This is a genomic window from Microbacterium sp. NPDC056234 (genome assembly GCF_042267585.1).
GTDB lineage: Bacteria > Actinomycetota > Actinomycetes > Actinomycetales > Microbacteriaceae > Microbacterium.
The window spans coordinates 671,065-690,468 of sequence record NZ_JBHJTE010000002.1 but is presented as its reverse complement, the minus strand read 5'-3'; the positions used below and the strand labels follow the sequence as shown (position 1 = coordinate 690,468).

Sequence of the window (19,404 nt, the reverse complement as noted above, 5' to 3'; positions counted from 1 at the left end):
ATCGGACAGTGCCCACCTATCGAGACGAAGCGGTGATCCTGCGCACCCACAAACTCGGTGAGGCGGATCGGATCGTCACGATGCTGTCGCGGCGGCACGGGAAGATCCGCGCGGTCGCAAAGGGCGTCCGCCGCACCTCGTCGAAGTTCGGAGCCCGGCTCGAGCCGTTCATGGTCGCCGACGTGCAGCTGTACCAGGGACGCTCGCTCGACATCGTGCAGCAGGCGGAGTCCCTCGGCTCGTACGGGACCGATATCGCCGTGCACTACGACCGCTTCACGTCCGCCAGCGCGATGGTCGAGACGGCCGACCGCCTGAGCGACTCCGAGGCGACGGGCGACCAGTACCTGCTGCTGGTCGGTGGCCTCCGAGCGCTGGCGCGCGGAGAGCACGCTCCCCGCAGCATCCTCGACTCCTATCTGCTGCGCGTCATGGCGCTGTCCGGCTGGGCGCCGTCGCTGACGGACTGCGCCAGATGCTCGAAGCCGGGCCCGCATCGGTCGTTCGTCGGTCAACTCGGCGGTGCGGTGTGCTCGGACTGCGCTCCGGCCGGCAGCCCTCGCATCGCCGGCTCGACTCTCGGGCTGCTCAGGGCGCTGATGGCAGGGGAGTGGGACATCATCGACGCCGCGCCCGGCCGCGACGGAGCGGCCGCCTCAGGCGTGATCGCCGCCTACGCGCAATGGCATCTCGAGCGCGGGATCCGATCGCTCGCCCACGTGAGCAGCACGACAGGAGAGGGAGCACGGTGACCCCGAAGCCCTATACCCACAAGGATGCGGTCGCCTACCGCCCGCTGGATTGGACCGGCCAGTACCCGCCGACCTTCCCGAAGGTGCCGGAGCACGTCGCGATCGTCATGGACGGCAACGGCCGCTGGGCGAACCGACGAGGGCTGAACCGCATCGAGGGGCACAAGGCCGGCGAGGAAGTGCTGCTCGATGTCGTCGCCGGCGCCATTCAGGCCGGCGTCACGCACCTCTCGGTGTACGCGTTCTCGACGGAGAACTGGGCGCGTTCACCCGAGGAGGTCCGCTTCCTGATGGGCTACAACCGGGATGTCCTTCATCGCCGGCGCGACCAGCTCAACGAGTGGGGTGTGCGCGTGCGCTGGGCCGGTCGCAAGCCGCGGCTGTGGGGCTCGGTCATCAAGGAGCTGCAGTACGCCGAGCAGCTCACCCGCGGCAACGACGTCCTGACGCTCACGATGTGCGTGAACTACGGCGGGCGCATCGAACTGGTCGATGCCGTGCGGTCGTTGGCGGAGGAGGTCAGGGCAGGCCGGGTGAAGCCCCACGCGATCAGCGAGAAGATGATCCGCCGGCACCTGTATGTGCCGGACATGCCCGACGTCGACCTGTTCCTGCGCAGCTCGGGGGAGCAGCGCACGTCGAACTTCCTGCTCTGGCAGTCCGCGTACGCCGAGATGGTGTTCCTCGACACGCTCTGGCCGGACTTCTCACGGGCGGAACTGTGGCGCGCGATCGATGTGTATCTCTCCAGGGACCGGCGCTTCGGCGGGGCCGTGGACGCACCGACTGGGTCACAGTGATGCGCCGGCGCAGTTAGTCGCGGATTCGCGCCAGCCAGGCATCCGCTTCACGGGGATGCCGCAGTCGCACGATCGTCAGATGGGGGAAGTCGTCCGCGATGCCCGGCATCCGTTCGGCCCAGTGACCGAGCGTCCTGGTCTGCCAGGCGAGGATGTTCTCCTCCGGATCGCGCGTCGCGACCAGTCGCCAGATCGGACGTTCGACGTTGCCGTTGTAGATCCTGGTGCGCAGGATGCTGCGACCGAGTGTTCTTCGCAACAGCCGGGAGCGCACAACCCGGTAGGGGTAGTCGAGCCAGACCACGAGCTGTGCGCGCGGCGGAAGGATCTCATCGGTGCCCTTGCTGGTGTACTGCCACTCGGTGACCCAGCGGTCCTCTGCGGCGAACGCGCGGACGTCGTCGAGGAACTCCGGGCGCGGGGTCCAGTCGGGGCCGTGGAACAGGGCATCTGGCCCGATCGATCCGTCATTCGTCACAGCATCCGCTTACCGTCGCGCGCAGTCCGCGGAATACTCCGTGACCGCATGCGGTTGCATCCGGATGTGACTGAACCCATCTCCATCGACATCTGGTCCGACATCGCCTGCCCGTGGTGCTACATCGGCAAGCGCAATCTCGAGAAGGGGCTCGAGGCCGTATCCGGTGACTCGGACGCCCCCGAGGTGACGGTCACCTTCCACTCCTTCGAACTGTCGCCCGACACCCCCGTCGACTTCGACGGTGACGAGATCGACTTCCTGGCCGGTCACAAGGGGATGCCGCGCGAGCAGGTCGAGCAGATGCTCGCGAATGTCACCGGCGTCGCGCAGAAGGCCGGTCTGGAATACCGCTTCGACCTGCTGCAGCACACCAACACGGTCAAAGCGCACGAGCTGCTGCACTACGCCAAGGCTAAGGGACTGCAGCACGAGATGGAGGAGAGGCTGATGTCCGCGTACTTCACCGAGGGCAAGCACGTCGGGCGCATCGACGATCTCGTCGAGCTCGCGGTCGAGGTCGGTCTGGATGCCGACGAGACCCGTACCGCGTTGACCGACGCGCGGTACCTCTCCGCCGTGCGTCAGGACCAGGCGCAGGCGCAGTCCTACGGGATCCAGGGCGTGCCGTTCTTCGTGATCGACGGCCAGTACGGCATCTCCGGGGCACAGCCGCCGAGCACGTTCGAGAGCGTGCTTCGCGACCTGTGGGCCAAGCGCGGTCAGATCGAGCCCGAGACCGCCGCCGCGGTCTGAGTCACGATCAGCGGGTGAGGGCCGCTTCGATCGCGGAGATGATCTCGGGGTCGTCCGGCTTCTGCTTCGGGCGGAAGCGCTGGACGGAACCATCGGGGCGCACGAGGAACTTCTCGAAGTTCCACTCGACGCGCCCGGCCTTGCCCCCGGCGTCTTGAGCCTGCTTCAAGTGCTTGTACAGCTCGTCGGCGTTGCGGCCGTTCACCTTGACCTTGTCGTTGACGGGGAAGCTGACCCCGTACGTCGTGGAGCAGAACTCGAGGATCTTCTCGATCGACCCGGGTTCCTGCCCCATGAACTGGTTGCAGGGGAAGCCGACCACGCTGAAGCCGCGTTCGCCGTACGTGCGCTGGAGCTCCTCCAACTGTTCGTACTGCGGCGTCAGTCCGCACTTCGATGCGACGTTGACGACGAGGAGCACGTCGGCGTCGTAGTCGTCGAGAGTCTGGGACTTCCCTTCGGCATCAGTGAAGGGGATCTGGCGCACGCTCTGGTCGGTCATATCCACAGCCTAAGACGCCTGCGCCTCCCCGGCCGCGGAGGATGGGAGAATGGAGGAGATATGAGTCTCGCCACCGCACCAGCGCGCTCCCTGCGCATCGGGCCGATCGACATCGACGTGCCCGTCGTCCTCGCCCCCATGGCCGGGATCACGAACACCGCGTTCCGTCGACTCTGCCGCGAATACGGCGCAGGCCTGTACGTCAGTGAGATGATCACCTCGCGCGCACTGGTCGAACGCAACGACGTCACGATGCGTCTGATCCGACACCACGAGTCGGAGACGCCCCGTTCGATCCAGCTGTACGGCGTCGACCCCCAGACGATCGCGGAAGCCGTGCGCATCATCGTCGCGGAGGACCACGCCGACCACATCGATCTCAACTTCGGCTGCCCGGTGCCGAAGGTCACGCGCAAGGGCGGCGGAGCTGCCCTGCCGTGGAAGACGAAGCTCTTCGCCGACATCGTCGACCAGGCCGTGAAGGCCGCAGGCCCCATCCCGTTGACGGTGAAGATGCGCAAGGGCATCGACCGCGATCACCTCACGTTCCTGGATGCCGGTCGCGCGGCAGAGGATGCCGGAGCCGCGGCCGTCGCGCTGCACGCGCGCACCGCGAGCGAGTTCTACTCGGGCCACGCCGACTGGAACGCCATCGGCGAGCTGAAGCAGGCCGTCACCAGCATCCCCGTCCTCGGCAACGGCGACATCTGGTCGGCCGAGGATGCCGTGCGGATGATGGCCGAGACCGACTGCGACGGTGTCGTCGTCGGGCGCGGATGCCTGGGACGTCCCTGGCTGTTCGGAGATCTCGCGGCCGCGTTCGGAGCCGAGTCGCGTCCGGTCGATGCGACCCTCGGCTTCGTCGCCGATGCGTTCCGTCGACACGCCGACCTCCTCGTGGAGTTCTTCGAGGACGAGGACCGCGGATGCCGCGACATCCGCAAGCACGTCTCCTGGTACTTCAAGGGGTACCCGGTCGGCGGCGAACTGCGCACGGCCCTCGCGAAGGTCGAGAGCTTGGCGCAGATGGACGACCTGCTGGGTCAGCTCGACCGCGACGCCCCGTATCCCGGTGCGGATGCCGAAGGTCAGCGCGGCCGCTCAGGGCACCCCAAGCGTCCGGCGCTGCCGGAGAAGTGGCTGGACTCGCGCGACGTCGCCGAGGACACCCGACAGATGCTGCGCGGAGCGGAGATCGAGAACAGTGGCGGGTGACCTGCAGGACGACGCGCAACCGGATCGGCTGGGTCGCGTCGACGGCTACGACGCGCACGACACCGAGCGCTTCTTCGCGGAGACCCACCGCTCTGAGCGCGACCACTTCGCACGCGATCGCGCGCGCGTCCTGCACTCCGCCGCCCTCCGCCGCCTCGCGGCCAAGACACAGGTCCTGAGCCCGGCGAGCACGGCCGACTTCGCCCGCAATCGCCTCACGCATTCGCTCGAGGTCGCACAGGTGGGGCGTGAGCTCGCGATCGCGCTCGGCGTCTCCGCCGATGTCGTCGACACCGCCTGCCTCAGCCACGACCTCGGTCATCCGCCGTTCGGCCACAACGGGGAGCGAGCACTCAACGAATGGGCCGAGCCCATCGGCGGCTTCGAGGGCAACGCGCAGTCGCTGCGCATCCTGACCCGCCTCGAGGCCAAAGTCCTCGACGACGATGAGCGCTCGGTCGGACTCAACCTGACCAGGGCCAGTCTCGACGCCACCTGCAAGTACCCTTGGACCGTCGACAGCCCGATCCCCGACCCCGGCGGTCGGCTGAAGTTCGGCGTCTACCCCGAGGACGAGGACGTGTTCCGCTGGATGCGCGACGGCGCTCCTGGCCGCCTGCGCTGCATCGAGGCCGAGATCATGGATCTCTCGGATGACATCGGCTACTCGGTGCACGATTTCGAGGACGCCATCGTCAACGGCTACCTCGACGTCGCGCAGCTGTCGGATCCGGCCGAGCATCACGCGCTCGTGAGCCGCGTCCAGCAGTGGGTCGGCTACGACTACACCCGCGAGGAGCTGGCCGACGGCCTGTTCCGACTGACGCGTCAGCCGATGTGGTTGCGCTCGTTCGACCGCTCGCGTCGCGACCTGGCGCGGCTGAAGAACCTCACCAGCGACATGATCGGCCGGTTCGCCCGCGCCGCGGTGTCGGCCACGAGGGAGGCGTACGCCGGCCCGGCTCTGGCACGCTACAACGCGCATGTCGTCGTGCCGCGCGTCATCGAGGTCGAGATCGCGGTGCTCAAGGGCATCATGGGCCAGGCCATCGTCACGATCGATGCGCGCCGCGGCGTCTACAAGGAGCAGCGTCGCGTGCTCAAGCGTCTCGCCGACGCCCTCTGGTCGACGGACACGCTGTGGACCGCCGGCGCCGATGTGCTCGAGCCTGCCTTCGCCGCCGACTTCCTGGACGCGCCGACTGATGCCGCGCGCGCCAGGGTCGTGGTCGATCAGATAGCGAGCCTCACGGATCAGACCGCGCTGGACTGGCATTCCCGGCTCGTCGGGGACATCGACCCGGCCGAGGTGGGGATCTGGTCGCCGCGTCACGTGCGCCCCCGCTCGCATGCTGCGACGCCGATGGTCGCCGAAAAGGCGCACTGATGCCGCGTATCCGCCAGGCCGACGTCGACGAGGTCAAATCCAGGATCAACATCGCGGACATCGTGGGGGAGCGCGTCGCGCTGAAGTCCGCAGGGGTGGGGTCGTTGAAGGGGCTCTGCCCGTTCCACGACGAGAAGAGCCCGAGCTTCCACGTGCGCCCGCAGGTCGGGTACTACCACTGCTTCGGATGCGGCGCATCCGGGGACGTCTACTCCTTCCTGCGAGAGATGGACCACGTCAGCTTCACCGAGGCGGTCGAGCGTCTGGCCGGCCGCGTCGGGTACTCGCTGCACTACGAGGACGGCGGGGCCGCTCCGGAGACGAGTGGTCGAAGCCGGTTGTACGCCGCCAACACGGCCGCGGCGGAGTTCTTCCGTTCGCAGCTGCTCACCGCGGATGCCGAGACAGGCCGACGCTTCCTCGGCGAGCGGGGATTCGACGCGGGCGCCGCCGCGCACTTCGGCGTCGGATTCGCTCCCCGAGGATGGGATGGCCTGCTCAAGGCGATGACCGCTCAGGGGTTCACCCGCGAGGAGCTGCTCGCCGCCGGACTGCTCTCTCAGGGCCAGCGGGGTGTCTACGATCGGTTCCGGGGGCGACTGGTGTGGCCGATCAGAGACGTGACAGGGCAGACGATCGGCTTCGGCGCCCGCAAGCTGTTCGACGACGATCAGGGACCCAAGTACCTGAACACCCCTGAGACGCCGATCTACAAGAAGGCTCAGGTGCTCTACGGCTTGGATCTCGCCAAGCGCGACATCGCCCGCGGCGATCCGCGCCGTGTGGTGGTGGTCGAGGGGTACACCGACGTGATGGCGTGTCACCTCGCCGGGCTCACCACGGCTATCGCGACCTGCGGGACGGCGTTCGGCACCGAGCACATCAAGGTGCTCCGCCGTGTCATGGGCGATGACTCCGGCGCCGGAGAGGTCGTGTTCACCTTCGACGGCGATGAGGCCGGCCAGAAGGCCGCGCTGCGCGCCTTCACCGAGGACGATCGCTTCAACGCCCAGACCTTCGTCGCCGTCGCTCCCGATGGTCTCGATCCGTGCGATCTGCGCCTGCAGCGCGGTGACGCCGCGGTACGCGGTCTCATGGATGCCAAGCAGCCGATGTTCGAGTTCGCGATCGACCGCAAGCTCGCCGGCTTCGATCTCTCGACGGTCGAAGGGCGGGTCGGCGCCCTTCGCGCAGCTTCGCCGATCGTGGCCGAGATCCGTGATCGGCTGCTGCGGCCCGGTTACGAGCGGGTGCTGGCGCGTCGGCTCGGCATGGACCCCACCGACGTGCGCGCCGAGGTCGAGCGCGCCGCACGCGGTGCATCGCACGCACCCGCGCGGCGAGAGGCAGTGCCTGCCGCATCCGATGGGGCACAGGCGACGCCGGTGATCGAAGCCGTCACCATCGCGAGACTGCCCCGCACGGCCGACGTCGCGCTCGAGCGGGATGCGCTCATCGGGACCCTCCAATACGGTCATCAGGTCGATGCGGAGCTGCTCACGCGGGCTCTCGGGCAGCCGTTTCGTCATCCGGCGCTGGAGGCGGTGCGGCAGGCGGTGGTCGACGCCGACCGTGCGAAGCCCGGCTGGGTGATGGATGCCGTCAACTCCGTGCGGGAGCCGTATCGCTCGCTCGCGGGCGAGCTGCTCATGACGGCATTTCCGGCGCGGAATGAAGAGGGAGCGGTCGCGTCGACGACCGATCTCTCTCGGCGACTGATCGTCCGCGGGCTGGAACAGGAGAAGCAGGAGCTGCTGGGCGCCGTGCAGCGTGTTCCGGCCGAGTCGGACGGCGGGAGGGCGCTGCGCGTTCGCCTGCGCGACATCGACCTCGAACGTCGTCGTTTCACCGAGTCGTAACGGCTCGGCATACGCAACCCGGGGGAGGATGGACCCATGTCTCGCCGGTCTCCCTCTCCGAACGTGATCGACTGCTCGGATCTGGTGATCGACCGGATCGGACACGGCGGTGCCACCAGAGCCGTGGACGGCGTGACGTTTCAGATCCGACCTGGCGGGCTGCTCTGCGTCGCCGGTCCCACGGGCTCGGGGAAGTCCACGCTGGTCGCCGCTCTGGCCGGGTCGACGGACCCGTCGGTTCGGATCGTCGGCGGCACGGCAGAGGTGTGCGGCGTCGATGTGCGCAAGCCGGGGCGACGCCATCGTGAGCTGACGTATCTCAGCGGTTTCGTGCCGCAGGGGGCCGGAGCGACGCTGCCTCCGAGCCTGACGGTCACCGAGGTGATCGCCGAGCCGATCCTCATCCGCGAGAAGCGGGTGAACACCAAGGCGCTGTCGATCCGCATCGCGACCCTGCTGGACGAATTGCACCTGCCGTTGGGCACTGCGGACAAGTTCCCGTATGAGCTGAGCGCCGGAATGCGTCAGCGGGTCGCGATCGCCCGCGCCTTCGTGCTGGAGCCGAAGGTGCTCGTCGCCGACGAGGTGCTGGCGAATCTCGACCTCGAGGTGCGCCCCGTCGTGTTCGACGCGATCACCCGTCGGCGCACCGAGCAGGATATGGGCGCGCTGCTCGTGACGAACGATGCCGCGTTCATCCGTGAGCTCAAGGCCGAGACGCTCATGCTGCGCAGCGGACACGTCGTGGCGCGCGGCGTCGGGGACGATCTGCTGTGGGTGCCGAACGCCGAGGCGGATTCGAGACGCTGAGCGCGACACACCCGGCGGTGCGGAATCGCCCGCGGATGTCATTCGCACCGCTGGAGGTTTGCTAAGCTAGTGGAGTTGCTTCGGCAGCAAGCCTGATCCTCGATAGCTCAATTGGCAGAGCAGCCGGCTGTTAACCGGCAGGTTGTTGGTTCGAGTCCAACTCGGGGAGCGATGAACCCCCATCCGATGCGTTCGGGTGGGGGTTTTCTGCTGCGTCAGAGCGGATCGGGCGTGGCCAGCGGCGACGCCGACGGTGCGTCGGTCACGACGCCCGCGATCGACGCCTCGCCCAGCGCGGAGGCGACCGCGGCGATCACGTCGGATGTCACGGTCGCTCCGTGCAGCGGGTGATGCCAGAACTGCAGCCGGACGATCCACCGCTCGTCCGAGATCTCCCGGATGAGCGCGCGAACCGCCTCGCGCGCGTGCACGCCTTCGGCCTTCGCCGCGGCATCCGTCAGCACGTCCATCACCGCGGTCAGCTCGCGGCCGTCGGCCCTGGCGATGCGCACCTGCACCTCGCTTCGCCGGGCGCCGTGGCGGGAGTCGTTGACGAGGATGTCCGAGAGCAGCCTGATGTTCGGGACGTGAGCGGTGCGGCCGTCGGCGGTGGTGACGATGACGGAGCGGCCGTTGAGGTCCTTGACGATGCCGGTGATCGGGCCGTCCGGGCCCTCGAAGAGGATCTCCTCTCCGAGCTTGACCGGCTGACGCGACTGCACCAGCACGCCGGCGGCGAAGTTGTCCGCGACGCCCCGCAGGACGAGGACGATGACGACGGCGGCGATGATCGTGACCGCCAGCACGGGCTGGATGCTCGCGCCGAGGAACCCCAGCGCGATGCCGACCCCGAGGAAGATCAGCACGTACTGGACGAGACGGGCGGCGATGTCCACCATCGTGTCCGAGATCCCCGGTGCCTTGCGGCCGAGGGTGAGCATGCCCTTGCGGGCGAAGTGCGACGCGACCCACCCCGCGACCACCGCGAGGACGGCGAAGACGATGTCCCACACCGTGACGTCGGTCGGGATGAGTTGCGTCAGATCCACATTCGCTCCGGTTCTGGGTGCCGCGGCGCGCGACGTCCCGGGTTGCGACTCATGGTAATCGTGCATGCGCCACACTGGTCACATGACAGCAGCGCGCGCGTCCGTCAGCCCACTCGCAGCCACGCGATCGACGAGCACGACATCCGAGCGATCCCTCGAGACGCTCGGACTCTGGATGGCGATCGTGGCGTTCGTCCTGGTCGGCGTCGTGGCGATACCGATTCTTGGGCTGGGATCGGCTCCGATCGCCGGAGAGGGATCCGTCGGACAGTACGCGGCGATCGCCTCCGCCGTCACGGCGATCATCGTGTTCATCGGCGGCCGGCTGGTCGTCGACGATTCGACGCGCAGCGGGCGGATCGGCGTCCTGGACATCATCGACATCGCGGCATTCGCATTCGCGCATGCCGTCATCGCGCTGCTGGGTTGGACACTGACGGCGACGATCCTCGAATTCGGCTTCATCGACGCGGTCGTCTTCCCGCTCCCGGTGCTCCTGCTGTCGGGTGCGGCGGCAGCCCTCACCGCGTATGTCGTGTTCCTCTCCGCCACGCATCTCGACCTGCAGCTGCTGGCCATCGTGCTCGCGACGTTCCTGGCGTTCGGCGTCATCGCGAGCATGCTCACCGCCAGCGATCCGCACTGGTGGCAGGACAACCTGAGCGCCCTCGGCATGACCGACGATCTCTCCGCGCGGACGTTCAACCTGACGCTCATCGTCGCAGGCATCCTGGTGACGACGCTCGCACGCTACGCCACCCAGGAGGTGCCGACTTCTCACCCTCGGGGCATCGGCCGCGTGCGGACCTGCCTGATCATCGTCGGCGTCTTCCTCGGGCTCGTCGGCGTGTTCCCCGTCGACGAGTTCTTCGGCATCCACACCGGCGTGGCCAGTGGCATGGCGGTCGCCTTCAGCATCCTCGTGTTCGCACTGCGCCGCTGGATCCCGCGGATGCCGAGCACCTTCCTGCTGCTCGGATATCTGTTCGTGGCGGTCATCGTGACGCTGGCGGTGCTTTTCGGAATCGGGTACTACACGCTGACCGCCGTCGAGCTCGTCGCCGGCCTGCTCGTGTTCACCTGGATCATCCTCTTCATCCGCAACGCGGACGCGCTGCGGCGGGACGCAGAGGCCGGGGGCTCTGGATCACCCATCCGGGGTTAAGGGCTTCCAGCGAACGCTCAGGTCTGGAAGACTCGCCGACAGCGGACGCGGAGGCTGGCGGTCGCGACGATCGGAGCGGGTGGTATGAACACGACGAGAGCGCACGGATGGCGACGTCGGGTGGCGGCGGGTTTCACCGCAGCTGTCCTGGGGATCGGTACGGTGCTCGTCGGTGTCGCACCGGCGGCTTTCGCCGCGGACGGTGATGTCGAGGTCGACAAGACCGCGAGCGTGGAGACGGTCGAACCGGGGCAGACCTTCAGCTACACGATCACCGTCTCGTGCACATCGATCACCACGGGATGCGTCAACGCGATCCTCGACGACGTGGTGCCCAGCGAGTTCGAGGTCCTCGACGCCGCAGTGGGAACAGGCCTGCAGGGTGACGTCACTATCGACGGGCAGAGCGTCCACGTCGACTTCACGATGCCGATCATCGCCGGTGGACAGGGGCTGCCGGGTGGCACGACGGGCACGGTGACGATTCAGGTGCGATTGCCCGAGGATGCTCCATACGAGCTCAACGGCGTTCCCATCACGAACACCGCGACCACGAACGCCGACACGCAGACGTCCGGCCCGCTGAGTTCTTCCGACGCCGTGACACCGGTCATCCCTCTGGCGCTCGATCCCGTCGTGGCGAAGACGATGGACCCCGCCAGCGCCGTCGCCGCAGCGGGGACGCCCGTGACGGCGACGGTGAGCACGCAGAACGCGTCCAACGCGCAGCTCGACCAGATGGTCATCACGGACCCGGCCGACCCGGCCGCCGCCGGCAATCCCTTCGAAACGCTGCCGTTCACCGGCCTCGGTACGGTCACCTACCCGGAGGGCGCCGAGCAGGCGCAGGTCGAGGTGTGGAACGGCACGGAATGGGTCGCCGGCCCCGTGGCGACTGCGCCCGATCAGCCGGCGACTCCTGATGCCGTGCCGGACGATCAGGTGCTCGGCATCCGGATCACCTTCACCGACACGGACGGGAATCGCATTCCGGTCGACGCATCGGCGGGTGCCGAGATCGGCATGGAGCAACCGGAGAATGTCGGCGAGCTCGGCGACGTGACCGTCACGAACACCGTCGACGGAGCCGTCACCCGCGATGGAACCACCGAGAGCGACACGGCATCGGCCACTCATCAGATCGTCGCCGAGGACATCGAAATCGCCACGACCAAGGCGTTCGATCCGGCCGAGGTCGCGGCGGGCGACACCAGCACCGCCACCATCACGTCCACGAACGACAGCGCGTTCGCCTTGCCGGAGATGACGGTCACAGAGCCCGCGCTGACGGGAGACGACCCGTCGGCCGATGGCTTCGACGAGTCCATGCAGTTCGCCGGGTTCGCGGGGCCGGTGGCATATCCGGCCGGAGCCACCGGAGCCACGATCACCTATTACTACGCGGACGGATCGACCGAAGGGCCGACGGCCTTCGCCGACGGCGCCACCCCGCCGGCTCCGTCCGGCGATCCCGTCCGGTTCCAGATCACGTTCACGGGCGACATCGCGCCGGGTTCGCAGCTGAGCATTCCCTTCGACGTGCAGACCGACGAGGACCAGGCCGGGTACCCCGCCACGATCACCAACATCGCCACCACGACCGGGGTCGGCCCTGCCGGCGGAGTAGTGGACGTGGAGGCCCAGGCCGACCTTCTCGTGTACGAGAAGCACATCGAGACGACCACGACGAAGTCGATCTACCCCGGCACGATCATCGATCGCCCCGGCGAGTGGGTGCTGGTCACGCTGAACGGCGCGATCGATCCGTTCCCGCAGTCGACGACCGACGCGACCGAGATCGTCGTGCAGGAGCCGCAGACGGTGCCCTACAGCGTCGACGGCAGCTTCTGGGATGTCTTCGACGCGACCGAGATCACCGAGACCGCGGTGCCGGCCAATGCGACGCTGACGATCAACTACTGGAACGGCAGCGATTGGGTGCCGTTGCTGGATGCCGGGGGAGACCCCGTCGTCGTCGCGGGGCCGACGGTGTTCAGCATGGACATCCCGGCGTCCGAGCAGGACGACATCCTCGGACTGCAGTTCGTGTACACCGCGGACGACGGATCGTCCTTCGCGCCCGGGACATCGGTGGCTCCGCACTTCACCGCCGAGATCCGCCCGAGCGAGCGCGACCCCGCAACCGAGACGACGGCTCCCGTCGACGTCCAGAACTGCGGGGTGACGGATGCCTCAGGGGCTGACGGACTGGAGGCGACGCCGAGCGCGGACTCCGTCGGCTGCGCGCAGGTGCACCTCGACCCGTTCGACCCCGATGAGGGCCCTGACGTGCTCGACAAGGAGATCGACCCGAACATCGTGACCTCGCGCTCCGGTGCGGAGGTGACGAGCCGCCTGACCTGGTCCACCGGTGGCTACAGCGGCGTCGAGCAGGTCGTCATCCAGGACGAGGCGAACCCACCGAGCACCGACCCGACGTCTCTCGCCGGTTCGTTCTACGACGCGTTCGATCTCGTCGGTGTCGCCGAGATCACGTCTGCGATGGACCCCTATCTCCAATACGACCAGATCACGGCGGTCGAGCTGTGGGACGGCGATTCCTGGCGTGCCCTCGAGAACGACCCGTGCGCCGCCGTGTGCGTGGGCGGCTTCCCCGGTGTCACGCTCACGGCGCAGGACCGCACGGATGCTCTCGGCGTCCGTCTCGTGGTCGAGGAGAGCGCGGACCGCGATGCCGCGTCCGCGGGCGATCCGACGGCCCCCCCGGTCGGCAGCGGCGTCGCGCGGTCCACGGGCAACGACCGCGCGGTCGACCTCGTCTTCGAACTGCGCGATGAGCGCCGCTCGGACGGGGAACCGGCTATGGGCGACCTCGACTACAACTTCGTCGAGGACCCGAACGACCCGGCCGTCGGCACGGTGCTGAACGTCGCGAGCGCCACCGGGACGACCGACGGAGAGCAGATCATCCAGTCCGACGATTCCGACACCGTCGGGATCGTGGACGTGCCCCTGAACGTCGACATCACCAAGAGCTGGTCGAACAGTCCCTTCGGCATCCCGCCGGAGGGAACGCCTGCCGACCAGTTCCCGACGGGGCGCGTGACGCTGGAGGCTGTCAACCTGACCGCGACGCGCGTGGACACGATGTCGATCACCGATCCGGCTCCGGGCAGCGCGCAGAACCCGTTCCTGTACTTCGATCTGGACGACATCCGGTCGATCACGGTGCCGGAGGGTGCCGAGGACACCGAGGTGGTTCTGTCGCACGACGCCGATGGCGACGGTGCTGCGGATGCCGGAGGAGACACGACCCACGACGTCGCCGATGTGCTGGCGATGTCCTCTGCGGACATGCTCGATGTCGTCGGCATCGTCGTCGCGTACGACGGGCGCATCGAACCGGATGCCACCGGGAGCATCGAGATGGATCTGCGCATGCGCGAGTACGTGCGCGGTGACGCGGAGAACCGCGTCGACAACGACCCGGGCAGCAACGAGAGCCCGGTGACCAACGTCGCGGAGGCGGCAGTGACGGATGCCGGCGGCGGCACCGACGAGAACACGCCGACCGCACAGGATCAGGCCACCGTCGTCTTCGAGGACCTGTCGCTCGAGGTCGAGGCGGGCAAGACCTTCTCGGTGCCGTCGCAGACCGAGCCGGACGACGCGCCGGTGACCATGACTCTCACCGGTCAGCCCACCGGCTCGGCGCGCGTGCAGGGCATGCAGATCCTGGATGACGAAGCGACGTTCTGGAATGCGTTCGACTACGTCGGGATCGATCCGTCGTTCACTCTGGCGACACCGATCAACGTCGTGAAGATGGACGTCCTCGTCGACGGGACGTTCACGCCCTCGGCCGATGGTTCGTCGATCACGAACGAGGGCGCGACCTGGGTCGAAGGCGAGTACCGCAGCCAGGCCGACTTCCTCGCGCAGCCGCTCCCCGGTGGCGTCGCAGCCGATCAGGTGCAGGGGGCCCGATTCACCTTCGCGAACATCGTCGACGGCGAGTTCCAGCAGTGGGAGAACCCGATCACTCCGCTGCAACCGGTGCCGATCTCGGTGCAGCGCCGCGCAGATCTGCGCAGCGGCGGCGAAGTGCCCAGCGACCGTTCCGACCTCGAACCGGCCCCGGGCGAGACGGCGGCCGGCACGTTCAGCAACGAGACGACCGTGACGGCCTGCGCGAACCTGCAGTCCGAGTGCCAGGAGGGCGAGGTCGGCGTCGTCTCGGACACCGCGGCCGCGCAGATCGCGTATCTGCACGCGACGTCCGCCGTCGAGATCGCCAAGACGCCGACGGAAGGCAGCCAGTTCGCTCCGGGCGACGTGATCCCGTACACGATCACCGTCACGAACACAGGCGACTGGACCATCGAGAATCCCGTCATCGTCGACGACCCGACTCAGGACGGCCAGCTCATGCTGGATCCCGAGGCGGGGGCGGAGGGGCCGTACTCGTACACGTCCTCCACGGAATCGATGCCGACCGATCCGTCGGACGTGACGGTCTCTGACGCGGACGGGGAGTGGACGTTCACGTTCCCCGAGGGAAGCCAGATCGAGCCGGGACAGAGCTACACCATCACGATCGATATGGTCATCGTGCCCGGTGTGCCGGGAAGCACGCAGGTCGCGAACATCGCCGATGTGAGCGGTGATCGTCCGTTCGACTCCTGCAACGGAGCCCCAGGGCCCGTGGACGACTGCTCGGCCGAGACGTTCATCGTGGTCCTCGCAGCCGGCGCCGTCCGATCGGCGAAGGCCGTGCGGCCGGTCGACGGGGAGCTCGGGGCATTCGACAGCGCCACCGGTGAGCCCTGCGACGCCAACGTCCCGGCCGCGTTCGATCCCGCGGACGAGGGTTTCTATGCCACCACGTGCATCCCGATCGCCAAGCCCGGCGACGACGTGGAGTGGCGCTTCGCGATCGCCAACACCGGAAACATCCCGATGGATCGGATCGTTCTCACCGACCGACTGCCGGTTCCCGGCGACACCGGTGTTCTGAGCGACCTGGCCCGCGGCAGCGAGTGGATTCCGATCTTCGACGATTCCGTCGAGCTCGTCCAGGCTCCGGCTGGTGCGATCATGACGTACGAGGTCACGACGGGTGAGGTCTGCGCGGACGATATGACGGATACCCAGGCCCCGGCATGCGCCGAGGGGGACTGGGTCGATCCGGCGTCCGTCGATCCTGCCGATGTCACCGGCATCCAGCTCACGATCGAGCTGCCGACGCCACTCGAGCCGCTGGGTGTCATCCTTGCGGACTTCAACACCATCGCGCCGCCGTACGCGCCGGGTGAAGGGGCCGCGCTCCTCGAGGAGAACCCGATCGCCTGGAACACCGTCGCGACCGGCGCTCACCTCACTGCGGACCAGTCCAGCGGTACGGACGACATGGTCCCGACGGAGGGCGTCCGTGTCGGGGCGGCGCTGGCGACCGGCTCGCTCACCGTGGAGAAGACGATCAGCGGCGACGGAGCGGAGTACGCGCCGGACTCGTTCGACGTTCAACTCGTGTGCATCTCTGCGGAGGGAACACCTGTCGAGACCGACTTGCCGCCGATCGATCTCACCCTCACGGCCGGCGAACCCCAGACGATCGACGGACTGCCGTGGGGCGCATCCTGCGAGCTGCAGGAGGGCGACAACGGTCAGGTCAGCGCCTCCAGCACAGGCGGCGTCGTGACCGACGTGGAACCGTACGAAACCGCGACGCTCGACAATGTGTACGCTCTGGCGTCGCTCGAGGTGACGAAGAACGTCGCCACGGATGCGGTCGATCAGAACGGCGACCCGATCCCGTACGGTCCGTTCGAGGTCACTGTGCTCTGCACCTTCCTCGGTGAGGACGTCTATGCCGACGGCTACGGACCCGACGCGCCGATGGTGTTCGACATCTCCGACGACGAGACCGTGGAACTGAGCGGGCTTCCTGCCGGAGCGGAATGCACGGTCTCCGAGTCGAACACCGCGGGCGCGATCGCGGTGACGACCAGCGGCTCCACCGCCGATGGCGCGGTGCCGGATGGCGATGCGACCGGGATCACGGTGATCCTCACTCCGGACGACGACGGCACGGCCACGAACGCGGCTGACGTCGAGAACGCGTTCGGCGTCGGGCAGCTCGAGGTGCTCAAGGTGCTGGAACCGGCCGACTCGCCGTTCGCCGGCGGACCCTATGTGGTCGCCGTGGAGTGCGTGCTCGGCGATGCGGCGACATGGTCCGGCGATCTCGTCTTCGACGCGGACGCCGATGACCCGGCCACGCTGGACGATGACACGGATCTCGAGGCGGTCGTCGACGACATCGCCGCAGGGAGTGCGTGCACCCTCACCGAGACGGACAACGGTGTCGCGACCGGCTCCGAGGTCACCCCGAGCACGGTCACGATCCCGCTGGACGACGTCGTGACCGTGACCGTCACGAACACGTTCGCCGAGGGCAGCGCGACCGTGACGAAGGAGCTCGCCGGCGACACGCAGTGGGCGGACACGTCCTTCGACGTCTCGCTGACCTGCATCGACACGGACGGCGTCTCGCTCGTGGTCGACATTCCCGGTGGTGCGACGCGCACGCTCGACGAGGCGGGCAACTGGACGACGACGTACGACCCGCTGCCGGCTGGTGCGCTCTGCATCCTGCGAGAAACGGACCCCGGTTCGGCCGCGAGCACTCAGATCCTGGATGCCGACGGCGACCCGGTCGGATTCTGGCGCGTGCAGGAGGGTGTCGAACTGCAGTTCACCGTCGTGAACACCTTCGAGGTGGGCAGCATCGAGGTCACCAAGACCACGTCGGGTGATGGAGCCGAACTCTGGGGTACGGGGGAGTTCACCGTGAGCCTGCAGTGCACGGCGGTGATCGACGGTGTCGAGTCCCCGATCGAGATCCCCGGCGGCGCAGACCGCACGCTGCAGATCACCGACGACCCCGCCACCGCCGGGACCGTCTACGACGGGCTGCCGATGGGTGCGGACTGTCGGGTCACCGAGCCGGAGGCGGCGGGCGCGAGCGCTGTGACCATCACGCCGGACGACGGCGTCGTCACGGTCGGCGGGGCGGATGAGCCCGTCGAGATAACGATCGACAACACGTTCGACCTCGGCGAGATCGTCGTCTCGAAGGAGATCACCGGAGACGGCGCGAACTGGGCGACCGGTGAGTTCGAGATCGAGCTCACCTGCACCTGGGACGGGCGGAGCATCGAGATCCCCGGCGGCGGCGTACGTGTCCTGTCTGCGGCGACAGAGATGACCACGACCTACGCCGACCTTCCGGACGGCGCAGCGTGTCAGGTCATGGAGACCGATGCGGCGAACGCGTCGGAGGTCACGATCAGTCCGGATGGCGGAGCCGTCGTCGTGGAGTCGGGTACGACTGTGACCGTGGACGTCGAGAACCGCTACGACGTCGGCACGATCGCCGTCGACAAGGTCGTCACCGGCGCCGGGGCCGAGATCGGCGGAGACACGACGTTCGAGGTCGAGCTGACCTGCGAGTGGCCGTTGCAGGGCGGTCTCGTCGCGCTGGAGATCCCCGGCGGCGCCGTGCGCGAGCTGAATGCGGACAACGGGTACCACGCGGACTACGAGGGTCTGCCCGACGGCGCCTTCTGCCGCTTGGTGGAGACCTACGACGGCGGCGCGACCTCGACCACGGTCTCTCCGGCGGGCGGGCTCGTCCGCGTCGCGGAGAACACCACGGTCGAGATCGAGGTCGCGAACCGGTTCGACTCGGGCCCGCTCGAGCTCATCAAGGTGCTCGAAGGCTCCGGTGCCGAGTACTTCGGACAGGGGCCGTTCACGCTCGAGGTGGTGTGCGTGCTCGACGATGGCAGTGACGCGGGTCGAACGGTCTACGACGGCGACGTGGTCCTCGGGGCGGACGCCGGCATGAACGCCACGATCGAGGGCATCCCGACCGGTTCCGTCTGTGCGGTCACCGAGACGGATGACTCCGTCGCCGATGCACAGGAGATCGAGGGATCGCCCGCGACCATCGGCGACGGCGACACCGTGACGGTGACGGCGACGAACACGTTCCTCACCGGAAGCGTGGCGGTTTCCAAGACGGTGACCGGCGACGGCGCAGCCGAACGCGGCACAGGACCGTTCGAGGTCACGGTGCAGTGCATCGATCCGGCGAACGGGCGGGCTCTGGTCGACATCCCCGGCGGAGCGGCGCGGGAACTGAACGACGACAACGGCTACCGGACCGAGTACGAGGTGCTCCCGGCCGGCGCGCTCTGCGGTATCGCGGAGACCGACGACGGCGGAGCGGACAGCAAGCAGTTGTTCGACGAGAACGGCGACGAGATCGGACTGATCGAACTCGACAACGGCAGCCGCGCCGGGTTCTTCGTGGTGCGGGCCGACGCGGAGCGCAGCTTCGAATTGGTGAACTCCTTCGACGCGATCCCGACACCGTCGCCGACTCCGACTCCGTCGCTGCCCCCCGGACCACCGGATGACGGCGGCACCCTGCCGACGACCGGCATGGACCCGTGGTCGACTCTGGGAATCGTGGCACTCGGACTCCTGCTGCTCGGGGGCGGTGCGTTCATGGTGATCGCGGTTCGACGGCGCTCCTAGGCGGTACGATGCATGACGCCCACCGGTCGCCGATCGGGGGCGTCATGCATCGACGGACGGCTC

At 68.0% G+C, this 19,404-nt stretch carries 12 protein-coding genes and 1 tRNA gene; 10 read left to right on the top strand and 3 right to left on the bottom strand.

Translation table 11 applies throughout. The features are described from left to right. Positions 1-8: 8 nt before the first annotated feature. Both recO and ACFCYE_RS09245 read left to right on the top strand, forming a co-directional pair. The gene (gene recO, locus ACFCYE_RS09250; protein WP_376178097.1) at positions 9-752 is read left to right on the top strand and encodes a DNA repair protein RecO; all 744 of its coding nucleotides are present in this window, start codon (positions 9-11) and stop codon (positions 750-752) included. After that, complete coding sequence (locus ACFCYE_RS09245) at positions 749-1,552, top strand: isoprenyl transferase (RefSeq protein ID WP_376178096.1); 804 nt, start codon at positions 749-751, stop codon at positions 1,550-1,552. The genes recO and ACFCYE_RS09245 overlap by 4 nt, the downstream gene beginning before the upstream one ends. A 13-nt stretch (positions 1,553-1,565) precedes the next feature. Here ACFCYE_RS09245 and ACFCYE_RS09240 read toward each other — a convergent pair whose 3' ends face one another. Further along, positions 1,566-2,030, bottom strand: coding sequence for an AAA family ATPase (locus ACFCYE_RS09240; protein WP_376178095.1), 465 nt, complete (start codon positions 2,028-2,030; stop codon positions 1,566-1,568). A gap of 66 nt (positions 2,031-2,096) precedes the next feature. Here ACFCYE_RS09240 and ACFCYE_RS09235 point away from each other — a divergent pair, with 66 nt between their 5' ends. After that, positions 2,097-2,786 (top strand): DsbA family protein, encoded by a 690-nt coding sequence (locus tag ACFCYE_RS09235; RefSeq protein WP_376178094.1) that lies wholly within the window; start codon positions 2,097-2,099, stop codon positions 2,784-2,786. Positions 2,787-2,793: 7 nt separating this feature from the next. On the opposite strand, the gene ACFCYE_RS09230 is transcribed toward ACFCYE_RS09235, so the two are convergent. Beyond that, positions 2,794-3,288, bottom strand: a complete 495-nt coding sequence (locus tag ACFCYE_RS09230) for a glutathione peroxidase (protein WP_376178092.1) — start codon at positions 3,286-3,288, stop codon at positions 2,794-2,796. Between the two features lie 60 nt (positions 3,289-3,348). Between ACFCYE_RS09230 and dusB the strand changes: the two genes are divergently transcribed. The 5 genes from dusB (at position 3,349) to ACFCYE_RS09205 (ending at position 8,728) form a co-directional block, all read left to right on the top strand. Then, complete coding sequence (dusB, locus tag ACFCYE_RS09225; RefSeq protein WP_376178091.1) at positions 3,349-4,503, top strand: tRNA dihydrouridine synthase DusB; 1,155 nt, start codon at positions 3,349-3,351, stop codon at positions 4,501-4,503. Further along, positions 4,493-5,890 carry a deoxyguanosinetriphosphate triphosphohydrolase gene (locus tag ACFCYE_RS09220; protein ID WP_376178090.1) on the top strand — a complete coding sequence of 466 codons (1,398 nt, stop codon included), beginning with the start codon at positions 4,493-4,495 and terminating at the stop codon, positions 5,888-5,890. The genes dusB and ACFCYE_RS09220 overlap by 11 nt, the downstream gene beginning before the upstream one ends. Then, the gene (dnaG, locus tag ACFCYE_RS09215) at positions 5,890-7,749 is read left to right on the top strand and encodes a DNA primase (RefSeq protein ID WP_376178089.1); all 1,860 of its coding nucleotides are present in this window, start codon (positions 5,890-5,892) and stop codon (positions 7,747-7,749) included. Before ACFCYE_RS09220 ends, dnaG begins: the two co-directional genes overlap by 1 nt. A 36-nt stretch (positions 7,750-7,785) precedes the next feature. Beyond that, entirely contained in the window at positions 7,786-8,559 is a 774-nt protein-coding gene (locus tag ACFCYE_RS09210) for an ATP-binding cassette domain-containing protein (RefSeq protein ID WP_376178088.1), read from the top strand. Between the two features lie 96 nt (positions 8,560-8,655). Beyond that, a tRNA-Asn gene (locus tag ACFCYE_RS09205) sits at positions 8,656-8,728 on the top strand. Between the two features lie 46 nt (positions 8,729-8,774). Here ACFCYE_RS09205 and ACFCYE_RS09200 read toward each other — a convergent pair. Further along, complete coding sequence (locus ACFCYE_RS09200) at positions 8,775-9,608, bottom strand: mechanosensitive ion channel family protein (RefSeq protein WP_376178087.1); 834 nt, start codon at positions 9,606-9,608, stop codon at positions 8,775-8,777. Positions 9,609-9,690: 82 nt separating this feature from the next. On the opposite strand from ACFCYE_RS09200, the gene ACFCYE_RS09195 reads away from it, so the two are divergent. Then, positions 9,691-10,773, top strand: coding sequence for a DUF998 domain-containing protein (locus ACFCYE_RS09195; protein WP_376178085.1), 1,083 nt, complete (start codon positions 9,691-9,693; stop codon positions 10,771-10,773). An 84-nt stretch (positions 10,774-10,857) separates the two neighbouring features. Then, the gene (locus ACFCYE_RS09190; RefSeq protein WP_376178084.1) at positions 10,858-19,341 is read left to right on the top strand and encodes a DUF5979 domain-containing protein; all 8,484 of its coding nucleotides are present in this window, start codon (positions 10,858-10,860) and stop codon (positions 19,339-19,341) included. The last annotated feature ends 63 nt before the right edge of the window (positions 19,342-19,404 follow it).

Bases quoted from the DNA above. Each gene is read 5' to 3' on its own strand.
- ACFCYE_RS09230 (WP_376178092.1), bottom strand. From the start codon at position 3,288: ATGACCGACCAGAGCGTGCGCCAGATCCCCTTCACTGATGCCGAAGGG.
- dusB (WP_376178091.1), top strand. From the start codon at position 3,349: ATGAGTCTCGCCACCGCACCAGCGCGCTCCCTGCGCATCGGGCCGATC.
- dnaG (WP_376178089.1), top strand. From the start codon at position 5,890: ATGCCGCGTATCCGCCAGGCCGACGTCGACGAGGTCAAATCCAGGATC.
- ACFCYE_RS09210 (WP_376178088.1), top strand. From the start codon at position 7,786: ATGTCTCGCCGGTCTCCCTCTCCGAACGTGATCGACTGCTCGGATCTG.
- ACFCYE_RS09195 (WP_376178085.1), top strand. From the start codon at position 9,691: ATGACAGCAGCGCGCGCGTCCGTCAGCCCACTCGCAGCCACGCGATCG.
- ACFCYE_RS09190 (WP_376178084.1), top strand. From the start codon at position 10,858: ATGAACACGACGAGAGCGCACGGATGGCGACGTCGGGTGGCGGCGGGT.